We start from the raw sequence: 13998 nt of genomic DNA, 5'->3' as shown, positions 1-13998 counted from the left end.
AAAGCGGATGGTCGTTATAAAGAGAAATTTAAACTAGACAAATTATCATGACTAGTTTTTTACAAACAGATGTAAAATAAAAAAAACAATGAACGTATTAGGAGAGTGTATAAAAGTGAATATTACTATTTATGATGTGGCAAGGGAAGCGAATGTATCAATGGCAACTGTTTCCCGTGTGGTGAATGGAAACCCGAATGTTAAACCGGTTACCCGCAAAAAAGTACTAGAGGTTATTGACAGACTAGGCTATCGCCCTAATGCCGTTGCCAGGGGATTAGCTAGTAAGAAAACAACCACAGTTGGCGTTATTATTCCTGATATTTCGAGCATATTCTATGCAGAATTAGCCCGCGGGATTGAGGATATTGCAACAATGTATAAGTATAATATCATCTTAAGTAATTCTGACCAAAATAAAGATAAGGAATTACATTTATTGAATACGATGCTTGGTAAACAAGTAGACGGGATTGTCTTTATGGGAGGAAATATTACGGCAGACCATGTCGAGGAATTCGGCAAGTCTCCAGTTCCGATTGTCCTTGCAGGATCAATTGAAGAGTCTAATCAAATTCCATCGGTAAACATTGATTATGAAGCAGCTGTTTATGATTCTGTAAAGGAATTTATTGAAAAAGGTCATAAACATATTGCCTTTGTTGTTGGGCCGTTACATGAACCAAAAAATGCCCAGAAAAAATTAAAGGGTTACCAAAGAGCGCTTCAAGACGCTGGTCTTCCATACAATGAAGAATTGATTGTTGAAGGGGACTATACGTACGATTCAGGAATTGAGGCTTTTGAAAAATTGCTTGAAGCAGCAGACAGACCGACAGCAATACTAGTTGGCTCTGATGAAATGGCACTAGGTGTTGTTCATGGGGCAGAGGACAAAGGCTTCCATATACCGGAAGATTTTGAGGTCATTACCTCAGACAATACCCGCTTGTCACTAATGGTGCGCCCGCAGTTGACCACCATTGTTCAGCCGTTATATGATATTGGTGCAGTTTCCATGCGTCTTCTAACTAAATTGATGAATAAAGATAAGACTAGTGATTCAATCGTTGTCTTACCTCACCGGATTGAACATCGTAAATCGACAAAATAAAACAAAAGGGTTGGCATTTAAATATGCCAACCCTCTTGTTTTAAATAGACATTTATCATTGTACATCTCATTACGATCAAGGCGCTTCCGCTTTTCTGATATTTGCTTGGCTTCGAATTGGGAATAGTGCTTTTTCAAGTGTTAGCAGATTTTTTTCGGTAATTTCTGCTTTTCGTGGAATCGGAGTGTAGATCCCTTCAGGATCATCCCACTCCATTGGCAATGGAACAGGAGCTAGCTTTTGCCACTGTTCGATCCACTCATCCGGTAAACGGCCATAGCCTTTCTTGTTTTCCGTCATCTCAAGCCAAATCAGTGCCCATGCCCTAGGTACGACACGCCAGATATCATATCCGCCCCCGCCCACAGCTATCCACTTACCATTACAATATTGATGTGCAATTTCATGGGCAATACGAGGTATCTCCCGATATATTTTCATTGTTGCAGATAAATGGGTTAAGGGATCATAATAATGGGAGTCAGCACCATTCTGGGTTAGGATAACGTCGGGTTTAAAAAATGCTGCGACTTCTTTAATCGCTTCTGTGTAGACATGCAGCCATGAGTCATCTTCTGTAAAGGCATCAACAGGTATATTAAAGGAATAACCATATCCGAGACCTTGGCCTCGTTCATTAATGCTGCCTGTTCCAGGGAATAAATATCTTCCTGTTTCATGAATGGACAGGGTACAAACGCCGGGGTCATCATAAAATGACCATTGAACACCATCGCCATGATGGGCATCGGTATCGACATATAAAACCCGGGCATGATATTTTTCTTGTAAATATTTTATCGCTACAGAGCTATCATTATAGACACAGAATCCTGAGGCTTTACCACGGAAGCCGTGATGCAATCCTCCGCCAAGATGAAGGGCATGAAGAGCCTTTCCCGTCATTACTTGGTCCACTGCTGTTAACGTCCCTCCAACCAATAAGGAACTTGCTTCATGCATATAGGGGAACACAGGTGTATCCTCTGTTCCTAGGCCGTAATTTTCAGCAATTTCCTTTGGAAGAGTTCCCTCTCCTGCTAGTTTTACAGCCTCTACGTAGCTAGGGTCATGGATTAGCGTTAATTCTCTTTCAGTTGCGATCTTGGGCGGAATTATCTGCTCTGGCGCTAAAGCATTGATTTTATGTAAAAGGTCAACGGTCAATTGGAGCCGAAATTGATTAAAAGGATGATGGTCATTAAATTTATACTTAAGCAGTTCTTCTGAAAATATAAAGGAGCACTGATCTTTCATAGAGATGTCCCCGGGAGGTTGGGCCATAAAACCTGATGGCCCGCTTGTTTAAGATCTTGAATGAGTGCCGTTGGATTCATGGTTTGCACCCTAAAAACAAGGATTTTAAAGTGTTCATCGTTTTTATCTGGGTAGACGAGAACACTTAGAATATTCGCGTTCCTCTTTTTGATCAAAGCTGTTATATCACTAAGTACACCGGCAAGATTGGGAACCTTGATTTCGATTTGAGAACCAGGCTGGTGTGCGCCAGTTAATTCAACCATAGTCCGCAGTAAATCGGTTTCCGTTACAATCCCGATTAATTTTCGGTCATTGATAATCGGAATACAGCTGATTTTGTGTTCATAAAACAAACCAGCCGCCTCTTCTACAAAGTCAAGCGGGTGACCGGTGATTACATTTTTCTCCATAATGGTTTCTAGTGGTTGCTTTAAGTCTTCGGGATGTTCATTTGCGTGAAAGATAGAGGGAGTTGCTTCTCGTATATTTGCTATGGTTATTAGTCCGTGTAAATGGTTGTCTTGATCTACAATCGGAATGTGACGAATTTTTCGTGTATCCATTAAATGTATGGCATCTGCAATCGTATTCGTTGGTAAAAGTACGGCAACATCTGTTTTCATGATTTCTTCGATAATCATATAAATCACCCTCAATCAAAAAGATTAAGCTGTCTAGCTCCAAATCTCTAGGATGCTAAACGGTCACTACCACTTTTAGTACATAAATCGATTCATAAACCTGAGCCGGTCAAACTTTTGGATAGAATTAGCTTCTATTCTTTTTCCGATCCTTGCCATCAGACAGTTAGCAGGGTGTGAGCAAATTTCAGGATCATCCGTTGCATACCACTCCAGACCGCCGGCATTCATCATTTTCTCCATAATCTTTCGGTAATCCCAAACATTTAATTTTGTACCTTTCAAGTCCCAATGCCAGTAATACTCCGTTGTAATTGTAATATAATCTTCCATGGCATCATCCATCATGGAGACGATCAACAGATTTTTACCGACGGAGCAGCCCCTGAATTTTGGGATGACCTCAATCGCTCCCAATTCAATCAGATTCTCCATCTTTCCTTCTGACCATCGCTCAAGCGGGTCAGGATAAAGATAGGTTACATATCCAACGATGGTATGCAGGTCCCTGGCAATAATGATTCTTCCTTCAGGAAGATCGGCAATCCCAATTAATGCCTGATGCTGTTGCGCGGGCTGTCGAAATGCCACAAGGTCATGGTGAAATTCATATCCAGCAAGTTTATCAGATGAAATAGGACCCTCAATAATTAAATTCCCATGAGGAGTTTTTAATTGTTTGGCATTGTATGTTTTTGTGTGTTCCATACTGTCACCTACTCTGCAGAGATGGTTGTGTATCAATTCTATTATACATAAAAACTATTAGAAAAAAGAAATTTCAAAAAATTTTTTGTAAGGAAATAGGTGAATGACCATAAAATTCAAGAAAATAATATTTTTAAAATTGTGAATAATTCTTGTTTGTACTATAATTATCTCATACTAGCAAATGAGGGGGAGATTTAGGTGAAAGTGGAAGCGCTGCCAGTTGTCCAAGGCGAGTTTAATCTTGAAAATTATGATGAAATGTACAAACGTTTTGACTGGAAGGAAACCGAAAAAGAATTTTCTTGGAGCGAAACAGGACTTGTAAATTTGGCTTATGAGGCGATTGACCGCCATGCGAAAACCTTCCGGAAGAATAAGGTAGCCCTATATTACCGTGATGGCGCTAGAGATGAAAAGTATACATTTAAGGAAATGAAGGATTTATCTAATAAGGCAGCAAATGTATTGAAATCATATGGTGATGTTGAAAAAGGCGATCGTGTCTTTATTTTCATGCCGCGCTCTCCGGAACTCTATATTACAGTACTAGGTGCGATTAAGCTTGGGGCGATTGTCGGGCCATTATTTGAAGCATTTATGGAGGGAGCAGTCCGCGACAGGCTGCAGGACAGCGAAGCAAAAGTTTTAGTGACAACCCCAGATTTGTTAGATCGTGTCCCCGTTCAAGATTTACCGGCCTTAAAGCATATCTTTGTTGTTGGGAATAATGTTGAAGAGCAAGGAATAGAGATTGACTTTATAGAGAAGTTTAAATCAGCTAGTAAAGAACTTAAGATTGAATGGGTGGATCGCAGGGATGGTCTGATCCTGCACTATACATCAGGATCTACTGGAAAGCCTAAAGGAGTATTGCACGTACATAATGCCATGATTCAACATTACCAAACCGCAAAATGGGTTCTGGATTTAAAAGAGGATGACGTATACTGGTGTACTGCCGACCCTGGCTGGGTAACAGGTACATCTTATGGTATCTTTGGACCGTGGTTAACCGGAACTTCAAACGTAATCGTCGGTGGCCGTTTTAGCCCTGAGTCCTGGTATCAAATGATTGAGGACTTTGGTGTTACGGTATGGTATAGTGCACCAACTGCCTTCCGGATGCTGATGGGGGCGGGGGATGAGCTTGTTAAAAAGTTCGATCTAAGCAGTCTGCGTCATATCTCAAGTGTTGGTGAACCATTAAATCCGGAAGTAGTCAAATGGGGTGCAAAGGTATTTAATAAACGTATCCATGATGGCTGGTGGATGACCGAGACAGGCGCACAGCTTATCTGTAATTATCCTTGTATGGAAATCAAGCCTGGTTCCATGGGAAAACCTATTCCAGGAGTGAAAGCGGCCATTGTCGATAATCAAGGAAACGAACTGCCGCCATATCGCATGGGAAATCTGGCTATTAAAAAGGGCTGGCCATCGATGATGCATACGATTTGGAATAATCCGGAGAAGTATGAATCCTATTTCATGCCAGGTGATTGGTATGTTTCGGGAGACTCTGCCTACATGGATGAGGATGGTTATTTCTGGTTCCAAGGCAGGGTTGATGATGTGATCATGACGTCGGGGGAGCGGGTTGGTCCGTTTGAAGTAGAAAGTAAACTCGTCGAGCACCCGGCTGTTGCAGAGGCAGGGGTTATTGGGAAACCAGATCCTGTCCGAGGTGAGATTATTAAGGCGTTCGTGGCCTTACGTGAGGGTTTTGAAGCCTCTGAAGAATTAAAAGAGGAAATTAGACAATTTGTAAAAAAGGGTCTTGCCGCTCACGCCGCGCCTAGGGAAATTGATTTCCGTGACAAATTGCCAAAAACTCGAAGTGGCAAAATTATGAGACGCGTTTTAAAAGCTTGGGAGTTGAACCTGCCGACAGGGGACCTTTCAACGATGGAAGATTAATGAACATTTCAAACACACGATTATTCTAAAGAATGGTCGTGTGTTTTTATTTTTATATTTCTCGGAGTATGAAAATCAGTGTGGGTGTTCACTCGTTCGACCGACTAATGACACAAAAAAGAATGGCTGCGAAAGCCATTCTTTTCTTCATACTATATGTGCTTGAGATACTTATGGTGCGGTCGGATGATCACTTTTAGCTGGTGGTGTAGTCGGTGGTATCACCGGTAGAGGAGCAGCAGCTCCAACTTCAACCACATTAGATGATGCAGATTCTCTGCCGGCAATATCAACTGCTTTAACATGATAAGAACCGTTTCCGACCGTATAGGAGAGCTTTGAGCCGCTAGTAATACTTGCTACCTTGGTATTGCCTTGATATACTCGGTAACCGACGACATCATTATCACCTGACTTGGACCAAGATAAGGTATTTCCCGACACGGAAAGAGCTACTCCGTTAGGACTTTTTCCGTTATCGACCATTTTAGCAGTCGGGACCAGTATTTTCCCCCAACGGTCCCTTTTTGGAATCAATTGACTATAATTTTTAAAATTCCTTCCGACCATTCTTGTGATGAAGTCGGGATTTAGGACCAAACCAAACTGGGCAAACTCTTTTGGAGTGGAGTCCAAGGCTAAATACTTTTTATCCCCTACGGTAACAAATTTCCCTTCCACTAAACTATCATCTACTTTTGAAGGAACATTGTTCACATTGAAATAGTCACTTTGGATTAAACCAGCCTTTGAACAGGCTGCAGATGGAAGCAAACCAGAAACCGCACAAAAGGAACGTTTTACGATTCCACTAGGCATTTGAAATGATTCCTTCGGATCCACTAAGTCTGGGTTGATATCGTAAGCGGCATTTATTAATTCTGCCCACAGGTTATTCGTACGCTGACTATAACTCATTCCCGATGTTTGCAGGGATTTTGGTGTATCATAACCGGTCCAAATTCCAAAGGTAACATTCGGGTTTGAAGCAACAAACCAAGAATCGATATACTGATTACCGGTTCCAGTTTTGCCGGCCCAATCTGCACTGAATTTCAATTTACTCTTAACTCCAGCGGCAGTCCCCATTTTGATAACATCCCGCATCATATCAAGTGTAAGATAGGCGGTCTGCGGCTTAAAGACATCTACAGGCTTGACATCATGCTGGTAGATGATTTTACCATCTTTATCGACAATCTTATCAATCATATAGGCATCAATAAATTTCCCGCCATTTGCAAACGTACTAAATGCATTGGTATTTTCCTCAATCGTAACACCGGTTTCCATTGAACCAATCGCTGTTGCAAGATTGGTATAATCCGGCTTTTTCAGAGAGGTGAATCCCATTTTTTCTAGATATTTTGCGGGCTGTTGTGCAACGATATCTTTATACAGTTTAACTGCCGGAACGTTATACGATTTTGCTAATGCATAACGAGCGGAAACGATACCACTATACCTTAAATCATAGTTGCGCGGCCACGGAGTGCTTCGGCCATCAGCAAGACTTAGCGCTACATCTGGAAGCGGCATACCTGGTGAAGCTTTGCCTAACTCAATCGCCGGGCCATAAACGAGAAGTGGCTTCATCGTTGAACCATTCTGCCTAATGGCGCTAGTTGCATGATTAAGCTGCTGATTTCCGTAATTTCTGCCTGCAACAAAACTGATAATTTTCCCGGTCTTGTTTTCAATCAATTCGGCTCCCACTTCGACAGGCTCCATCACCGTTACTTCTTCGCCTGTTTCCGGATCCTTTTTCACCTGAGCCTTATCGGGTCCGTAGTATTTATAATTATCTTTTACCGTTTGCATCTTATCATAAATATTTTTGTCAATCGTTGTATAAATTTTGTAACCATTTTGATGGAGATCATGATTCGCTATAGTTTTATATTTATAATAAAGAGTATCATCATTTTTTAAATCCTTATCTGTGTACCCATCTTTTTTTGCCAGCACAGTGGTAAGGACGTCGAGGGAACGTTTTTCAATTTCGAATGATAGCCATGGGTATTTTTCAAGTGGATTGGGTACAGGCTTAATAAAATCCTTTGTGATGTCGTAGGCAGAGGCTTCAGCATATTGCTGCTGGTTGATGTATCCACCGTCAAACATTCTTTTTAAAACCGTTTTCATTCGAGCCAGCCCTGGTTCAAGATTATTTTTCACTGTGCCTTCTCTTGTAAAGGGGGTATATCCAAACGGACTTTGCGGGAGACCAGCAATGAAGGCCGCTTGCGGCAGTGTCAGCTCACTAGCGCTTTTTCCAAAGATTCCTTTCGCTGCTGCTTGGACACCGGCAATGTTTTGACCCGATGAGTTTCTTCCAAAAGTTGAAACATTGAGGTAGGCTTCTAAAATTTCTTTTTTGTTGAAAAATTTCTCTAAACGGAGGGCAAGTAAGATTTCATTGGCTTTCCTCTGAAAGGAGACTTCATTCGTTAGAATCTGATTTTTAATTAATTGCTGTGTTAACGTACTGCCGCCTGATTGAACAGCGGAATTTGTTACCTCTTGAAAAACAGCTCGAAATACGGCCTTCGGCACGACCCCTTTATGTTGATAAAAGTATTGGTCTTCCGTTGCCACCACTGCATTGGTTAAATCCTTTGAGACTTGATCAAGTTTAACCTCTTCCCGGACCAAATCGGTCCTGAGCCTGCCAAGATAGACGTTATTAGCAAAATATAAGTCCGAGGTTTCGGTATAATTATAAATGTCCTTTTTCATACTGTCGTAGGAGCGGACGGGTTCATCTTTTACTAGTGAGGCAAAGTAGCCTGCACCAACACCTGTCGCAAATGACCCGCCAAGAATGCCGACAGTTAGCACAAGGAGAATTAAGTTCCAAACGACTTGGTAGGTTATTCGTGCACTTTTTACCGTTTTTCTATGGGTAAACAAGTTTAATATGGATTTTCCTTTTTCCATCCAAGCTTGCATTTTTTCATTCATTCAGGGCATCACCTCAATATAAAATCACATCCATTATAGCATACAGAAGGACTAAAAACTGACAACCTTCTACATTTTCTGAAATTTCCAGTTCGCGGTTTGACAGGGGTGAGGAAATATGTTAAAAAAAGCTATAGCATATTTTATATTGAAAGCTGTGAAGGGAATCAACTGTAGTACTTCTATCCCTGTTTTAGAGAGTCAGCGGTGGTGAAAGCTGATACACATAGAAGAACGAATTACGTCCTGGAGCTTTTTTCTGTGAACTCGTTTGTTAGTAGCGGAAAACGGTTTAAACCGTTATTTTTTTGAGTTGGAGGATATTTCCTTAAGCTGGGTGGTACCGCGTAAACTATACGTCCCTGCATTTTGCAGGGGCGTTTTTATTTTTTTAAGCTAAATGGAGGGATTAATTTGGATTTACTACAGGATTTAACATGGAGAGGCATTATTTATCAGCAAACAGATGAAGAAGGCCTAAAAGATTTATTAAGTAAGGAAAGTATTTCGCTTTATTGCGGGGTAGACCCGACTGCAAATAGCTTGCATATTGGGCACTTAGTTGCGTTTTTAACCCTGAGAAGATTTCAGCAGCATGGTCATCGGCCAATCGTGTTGGTTGGCGGTGCTACTGGATTAATTGGAGACCCAAGTGGTAAAAGTGAAGAGCGTAAATTGCTAACTTTGGAAACCGTTCAGGAGAATGTTGAAGGCATTAAAAAACAACTTGCCTCTATTTTTGACTTTGATGGTGAAAACGGAGCCACTATGGTTAACAACTATGATTGGGCAGGCTCTATGGATATCGTGACGTTCTTGCGTGATATCGGTAAGCATATCGGTGTTAATTACATGCTTGCCAAGGATACGATTGCATCCCGCCTTGAAACCGGTATTTCTTTTACCGAATTTACTTATACGATTTTACAGGCAATGGACTTTAATCATTTATATGACCACCACAATTGTAAATTGCAAATTGGCGGCAGCGACCAGTGGGGGAATATTACTTCTGGACTGGAATTAATCCGGAAAATGCATGACGAAGAATCTAAGGCATTTGGTCTAACGATCCCACTGGTTACAAAAGCAGATGGAACCAAATTTGGGAAGACGGAAGGCGGCGCTGTCTGGTTAGATCCGGAAAAGACCACTCCGTACGAGTTCTACCAGTTCTGGATTAACACAGCCGATGCAGATGTAGTGAAATACTTGAAGTACTTTACGTTCCTTTCTCAAGAAGATATTGAGAGCCTTGAACAAAGCGTCCAAGAAGAGCCGCATCTTCGTAAAGCTCAAAAAGCATTAGCAGAAGAAATTACCCGTATGATCCATGGTGAAGAATCATTACAGCAGGCGATTAAAATTTCTCAAGCGTTATTTAGCGGGGACGTAAAAAATCTATCTGCTGAAGAAATTAAGCAAGGTTTTAAAGATGTACCTTCCTATGATGCAAATGAAGGTGAAGAGAATTTAGTTGATTTGCTTGTTGCGGCAAAGATTTCTCCTTCAAAGCGTCAGGCACGTGAGGATATTACAAATGGGGCCGTCATGGTAAATGGGGAAAAGGTGACTGACACTGCTTATCTTCTTCAGGAAACAGATCGTATTGAAGGACAGTTTACGATTATTAGAAGAGGTAAGAAGAAATACACGTTAATAAACTATTAAAGATTAGGGCTTTGGTTATTTCCAAAGCCCTAATTTTTTTAAAAGAGTATCGATAATAAAAAAACACATGCCACAATGGCACTGACCAAAATTTCCTTCAATTTGTGACGTAGTCATGTAAATAATTTATATCAATAGCAAAAACCACTTCCTATAAAAAATTAGGGAGTGGTTTTTTTGTTGTTTAAATTTGCCTATCAAGACCTTTGGGATGACAGATACTTCAAGAATAGGACAAGAGCAAATATCAAAATTATGAATGCTTTTAGGTAAGTTTGTGGATTAAGAGTGTTGTAAGATGGGGATTTTTGTAATAATTTTTATACTAAATGTTTAGAAAATACAGAAATAAAAAGCACTTTTTGCTGTATTTTTTAATCGTAAAAAAATTTAAACTTGATAAAAGAAAGCGATTTCAATCCGTAGTTTTTAGTAGAAAGGAAGGTTTAAATTTATGAGCCTTAATTCAGGAAAATGGACACCCGAAGCAATCCGTGCCCTTATTGATGAAGATAAGGGAGTGTTAGATCCACGCATTTATACGGATCAGGAATTGTATGAGTTGGAATTGGAGAGGGTTTTTGGCCGTTCATGGCTGCTTCTTGGACATGAAAGCCACGTTCCCAAACCGGGAGATTACTTGACCACCTATATGGGAGAAGATCCTGTGGTGATGGTGCGGCAGAGAGATAAAAGCATCAAGGTGTTCCATAACCAATGCCGGCATCGTGGAATGAAGATTTGCCGGGCAGATTGCGGGAATGCCAAGGCGTTCACGTGCACCTACCATGGCTGGGCGTATAACACAGCAGGCGATCTGGTCAATGTACCGTTTGAAGAAGAAGCTTTCTCTGGATTTAAGAAGGAAGATTGGGGGCCGCTGCAGGCTAGGGTGGAAATATACAAAGGGTTAGTATTTGCCAACTGGGATCCGGAAGCACCGGATTTGCTGACTTATTTAAGTGATGCAACCCCTTACATGGACACCATGTTGGATCGTTCCGAGGCAGGGACGGAAGCAATCGGGGTCATGCAAAAGTGGGTGATTGACTGTAACTGGAAGTTTGCTGCGGAGCAATTTGACAGTGACATGTACCATGCCTTGTCATCTCATTTGGCTGCTGTAGTTGCAGGGTTGCCGCCTGAGCAAGATTTGTCCAGTTATGAGCCGCATATGAAAGGACATCAGTTCCGATCCAAATGGGGCGGTCATGGATGCGGCTTTTATATTGATACAACAAGAGGTTCGCACCGCATAGGACCCATAGTCGACAAATATTATAGCGAAGGCCCGGCTTATGAAAAGGCGAAAGAACGTTTGACTCCTCTTTTGCCATACGACAGAATGGGGACAAGCCACATGACAATCTTCCCAAACTGCTCATTCTTACCGTATGGGATGAACACAGTGCGGACTTGGCATCCAAAGGGACCGAATCAGATTGAAGTGTGGGCCTTCGTCGTCGTTGATAAGGATGCGCCGCAGGAAATCAAGGATGAACTGGCTCGTCAGAATGTCCGTACGTTCAGTGCTAGTGGAGTGTTCGAGCAGGACGACGGGGAAAACTGGGTTGAAATTCAGAGTGCTCTTCGCGGGTACAAGTCCAGAACTGCACCGCTGGCTATGCAAATGGGGCTGAATCTTCAGGGTAAAAACAATCCGGAATTTCCGGGTAAAACCTCCTATGTATTTTCTGAAGAAGCAGCAAGAGGGTTTTATTCCCATTGGGCTCGCATGATGTCGGAACCAAGTTGGGAGACATTGAAACCCCAATCTTAAGTTAGGGTCGTTGCCTACACTTTTGAAGGATCGGATGTCATACGATTTAGGATGAAAACAAGGGGTGGTAAAGGGTATGGAAATAATGGAGTTAATCAAACCGTTTAAATGGGAGGAAAGTAGCTCAAGTCTGGAGCTGCAACATGAAATTGAGCAGTTTTACTATAAGGAAGCGCAGCTGTTAGACCACTCGGAGTTTGAAGCGTGGTTCGAGCTGATGGAAAAGGATATTCATTATTGGATGCCGATTCGCATGAACCGAGTAGGCAGAGAAATATCGCAGGAGTATGCTCCTCAAGGAAAAGGATCGCACTACGACGATACCTATGAAACGATGAGCGGACGTATTCGAGCGAGAGTATCCGGAGTGAACTGGGCGGAGAATCCGGTGTCACGTACACGGCACCTGATTTCCAATGTCATGATTGGGGAATTGGAGGAACCGAACACATATGAGGTGGCATCGTCATTTATCGTGTATCGCAACCGTTCGGAACGTCAGTCTGATATTTTTTCGGGCGAGCGTCGGGATGTACTGCGGCGTTCAGAGGGAGGATTGGGCTTTAAAATTGCCCGCAGAACCATTTTGATTGATCAAAGTACGATATTGTCAAATAACTTGTCTGTCTTTTTTTAATCATTACTACAGATGAAAGGGGATCCATTATGAAATTTACAAAGGTTTGCACGTTGTCTGATCTACCGACTGATGAGGGGCTAAAGGTAGTAGAAGAAGATACGGCAGTAGCGGTGTTTAACGTAAATGGAGAAGTATTTGCAACACAAGACCGCTGTTCTCACGCCAAATGGTCGCTATCTGAAGGCGGTTATCTGGATGGAGATGTCATCGTGTGCTCATTGCATATGGGAAAGTTTTGTGCCCGGACGGGAGCTGTAAAGATGGCACCCCCTTTTAAACCTTTGAAAAAGTATCCAGTACAGGTTGATGGAGAAGATGTATATGTGGCTTTTGAAGACGGGTACTTTGAAAAAAAAATAGTAACCAACCCATGAGCATGCTACATGTGACTATTTATACGAGTGGGGAGGTACAATGATGAGATTAACCAATGAAGTGGCCTTGATTACAGGCGGTGCATCCGGCGTCGGCCGTGCCATTGTGGAACGATTTGTGGCTGAAGGTGCCAAAGTTGCAGTATTTGACAAGTCGGCAGATCGTCTGAACCAGCTTGAACAAGAGTATGGTGAAAATGTAATTGGAATAGTTGGAGACGTACGTCGGTTCAGTGACCTCAAGTCAGCTGTAAGCCGGTGTACGGAATATTTCGGAAAAATTGATACGTTAGTTGCAAATGTCGGTATTTGGGATTACAACATGTCACTGGTGGATCTTCCGGAAGACAAGATTGATCAAGCATTTGATGAATTATTCCATATCAATGTCAAGGGTTACTTGCTTGCGGCCAAAGCGTGTCTGCCGCAATTGGCCGCAACTCGGGGAAATATGATTTTTACAGTTTCCAATGCAGGCTTTTACACAAACGGAGGCGGACCGCTTTACACATCCACCAAGCATGCTGTTGTTGGCTTGGTTCGACAATTGGCATTTGAAATGGCACCTTATATCCGAGTGAACGGCATTGCCATTGGCGGTGCAATGACGGATTTGAGGGGACCTGCCTCACTGGAAATGGACAATAGGTCCATAACGAGCATGTATAAAGAATGGTACAAAGATGTTGACTTGGAACAGAGTAATGAGAATGTAGAGTCCGCCGCCCCAATCGGACGTATATTGTACGGAGAAGATTATGCCGGGGCTTACGTATTCTTTGCTTCAAGAAATGACAATATTCCGGCTACAGGAGAGGTATTGAATTTCGATGGAGGGTGGGGCATTCGAGGTCTTCGCCAAAAAACGGGAAGTCAGGGATTACTGGAGAAATTAAGGATTAGAGATTGAAAAAGTATTAGTAAT

The 13998-nt window shown here is 42.0% G+C and carries 11 protein-coding genes and 1 other annotated feature; of the genes, 7 read left to right on the top strand and 4 right to left on the bottom strand.

The features are described 5' to 3' along the window. Positions 1 to 115 precede the first annotated feature (115 nt). A complete protein-coding gene (gene ccpA, locus L1999_RS23320) occupies positions 116 to 1114 on the top strand; it encodes a catabolite control protein A (protein WP_235740723.1) in 999 nt (332 codons plus the stop codon). Positions 1115 to 1190: 76 nt separating this feature from the next. Here ccpA and L1999_RS23315 read toward each other — a convergent pair whose 3' ends face one another. The 3 genes from L1999_RS23315 to L1999_RS23305 form a co-directional block, all read right to left on the bottom strand. Beyond that, complete coding sequence (locus tag L1999_RS23315; protein ID WP_235740722.1) at positions 1191 to 2372, bottom strand: acetoin utilization protein AcuC; 1182 nt, start codon at positions 2370 to 2372, stop codon at positions 1191 to 1193. Further along, positions 2369 to 3016, bottom strand: a complete 648-nt coding sequence (locus L1999_RS23310) for an acetoin utilization AcuB family protein (protein WP_235740721.1) — start codon at positions 3014 to 3016, stop codon at positions 2369 to 2371. The genes L1999_RS23315 and L1999_RS23310 overlap by 4 nt, the downstream gene beginning before the upstream one ends. Positions 3017 to 3091: 75 nt before the next feature. Next, complete coding sequence (locus tag L1999_RS23305) at positions 3092 to 3724, bottom strand: GNAT family N-acetyltransferase (RefSeq protein WP_235740720.1); 633 nt, start codon at positions 3722 to 3724, stop codon at positions 3092 to 3094. A gap of 201 nt (positions 3725 to 3925) precedes the next feature. Here L1999_RS23305 and acsA point away from each other — a divergent pair, with 201 nt between their 5' ends. Continuing rightward, on the top strand, positions 3926 to 5644 hold the full coding sequence (acsA, locus tag L1999_RS23300; protein ID WP_235740719.1) for an acetate--CoA ligase: 1719 nt from the start codon (positions 3926 to 3928) through the stop codon (positions 5642 to 5644). Positions 5645 to 5815: 171 nt separating this feature from the next. Here acsA and L1999_RS23295 read toward each other — a convergent pair whose 3' ends face one another. Continuing rightward, positions 5816 to 8608, bottom strand: coding sequence for a transglycosylase domain-containing protein (locus L1999_RS23295; protein WP_235740718.1), 2793 nt, complete (start codon positions 8606 to 8608; stop codon positions 5816 to 5818). Between the two features lie 148 nt (positions 8609 to 8756). After that, positions 8757 to 8975: a binding site (T-box leader), on the top strand. A gap of 47 nt (positions 8976 to 9022) precedes the next feature. Here L1999_RS23295 and tyrS point away from each other — a divergent pair. The 5 genes from tyrS (at position 9023) to hcaB (ending at position 13983) form a co-directional block, all read left to right on the top strand. Next, on the top strand, positions 9023 to 10279 hold the full coding sequence (gene tyrS / locus L1999_RS23290; RefSeq protein ID WP_235740717.1) for a tyrosine--tRNA ligase: 1257 nt from the start codon (positions 9023 to 9025) through the stop codon (positions 10277 to 10279). A gap of 454 nt (positions 10280 to 10733) precedes the next feature. After that, complete coding sequence (locus tag L1999_RS23285; RefSeq protein ID WP_275677222.1) at positions 10734 to 12059, top strand: aromatic ring-hydroxylating dioxygenase subunit alpha; 1326 nt, start codon at positions 10734 to 10736, stop codon at positions 12057 to 12059. 76 nt (positions 12060 to 12135) lie between these two features. After that, positions 12136 to 12696 carry an aromatic-ring-hydroxylating dioxygenase subunit beta gene (locus L1999_RS23280; protein WP_275677221.1) on the top strand — a complete coding sequence of 187 codons (561 nt, stop codon included), beginning with the start codon at positions 12136 to 12138 and terminating at the stop codon, positions 12694 to 12696. 29 nt (positions 12697 to 12725) lie between these two features. Continuing rightward, the gene (locus tag L1999_RS23275) at positions 12726 to 13073 is read left to right on the top strand and encodes a non-heme iron oxygenase ferredoxin subunit (RefSeq protein WP_235740716.1); all 348 of its coding nucleotides are present in this window, start codon (positions 12726 to 12728) and stop codon (positions 13071 to 13073) included. A gap of 40 nt (positions 13074 to 13113) precedes the next feature. After that, positions 13114 to 13983 carry a 3-(cis-5,6-dihydroxycyclohexa-1,3-dien-1-yl)propanoate dehydrogenase gene (gene hcaB / locus L1999_RS23270; RefSeq protein WP_235740715.1) on the top strand — a complete coding sequence of 290 codons (870 nt, stop codon included), beginning with the start codon at positions 13114 to 13116 and terminating at the stop codon, positions 13981 to 13983. Positions 13984 to 13998 lie beyond the last annotated feature (15 nt).

Origin of the sequence: Neobacillus drentensis (assembly GCF_021560175.1) — a bacterium.
Lineage (GTDB): Bacteria > Bacillota > Bacilli > Bacillales > Cytobacillaceae > Neobacillus > Neobacillus drentensis_A.
The sequence above is the reverse complement of the archived record's forward strand: the minus strand, read 5'-3'. Positions and strand labels throughout refer to the sequence as shown.

Excerpts from the sequence above, each read along its gene's own strand:
- L1999_RS23315 (WP_235740722.1), bottom strand. The coding sequence starts at position 2,372 with ATGAAAGATCAGTGCTCCTTTATATTTTCAGAAGAACTGCTTAAGTAT.
- L1999_RS23310 (WP_235740721.1), bottom strand. The coding sequence starts at position 3,016 with ATGATTATCGAAGAAATCATGAAAACAGATGTTGCCGTACTTTTACCA.
- L1999_RS23305 (WP_235740720.1), bottom strand. The coding sequence starts at position 3,724 with ATGGAACACACAAAAACATACAATGCCAAACAATTAAAAACTCCTCAT.
- L1999_RS23295 (WP_235740718.1), bottom strand. The coding sequence starts at position 8,608 with ATGAATGAAAAAATGCAAGCTTGGATGGAAAAAGGAAAATCCATATTA.
- L1999_RS23285 (WP_275677222.1), top strand. The coding sequence starts at position 10,734 with ATGAGCCTTAATTCAGGAAAATGGACACCCGAAGCAATCCGTGCCCTT.
- L1999_RS23280 (WP_275677221.1), top strand. The coding sequence starts at position 12,136 with ATGGAAATAATGGAGTTAATCAAACCGTTTAAATGGGAGGAAAGTAGC.
- L1999_RS23275 (WP_235740716.1), top strand. The coding sequence starts at position 12,726 with ATGAAATTTACAAAGGTTTGCACGTTGTCTGATCTACCGACTGATGAG.
- hcaB (WP_235740715.1), top strand. The coding sequence starts at position 13,114 with ATGATGAGATTAACCAATGAAGTGGCCTTGATTACAGGCGGTGCATCC.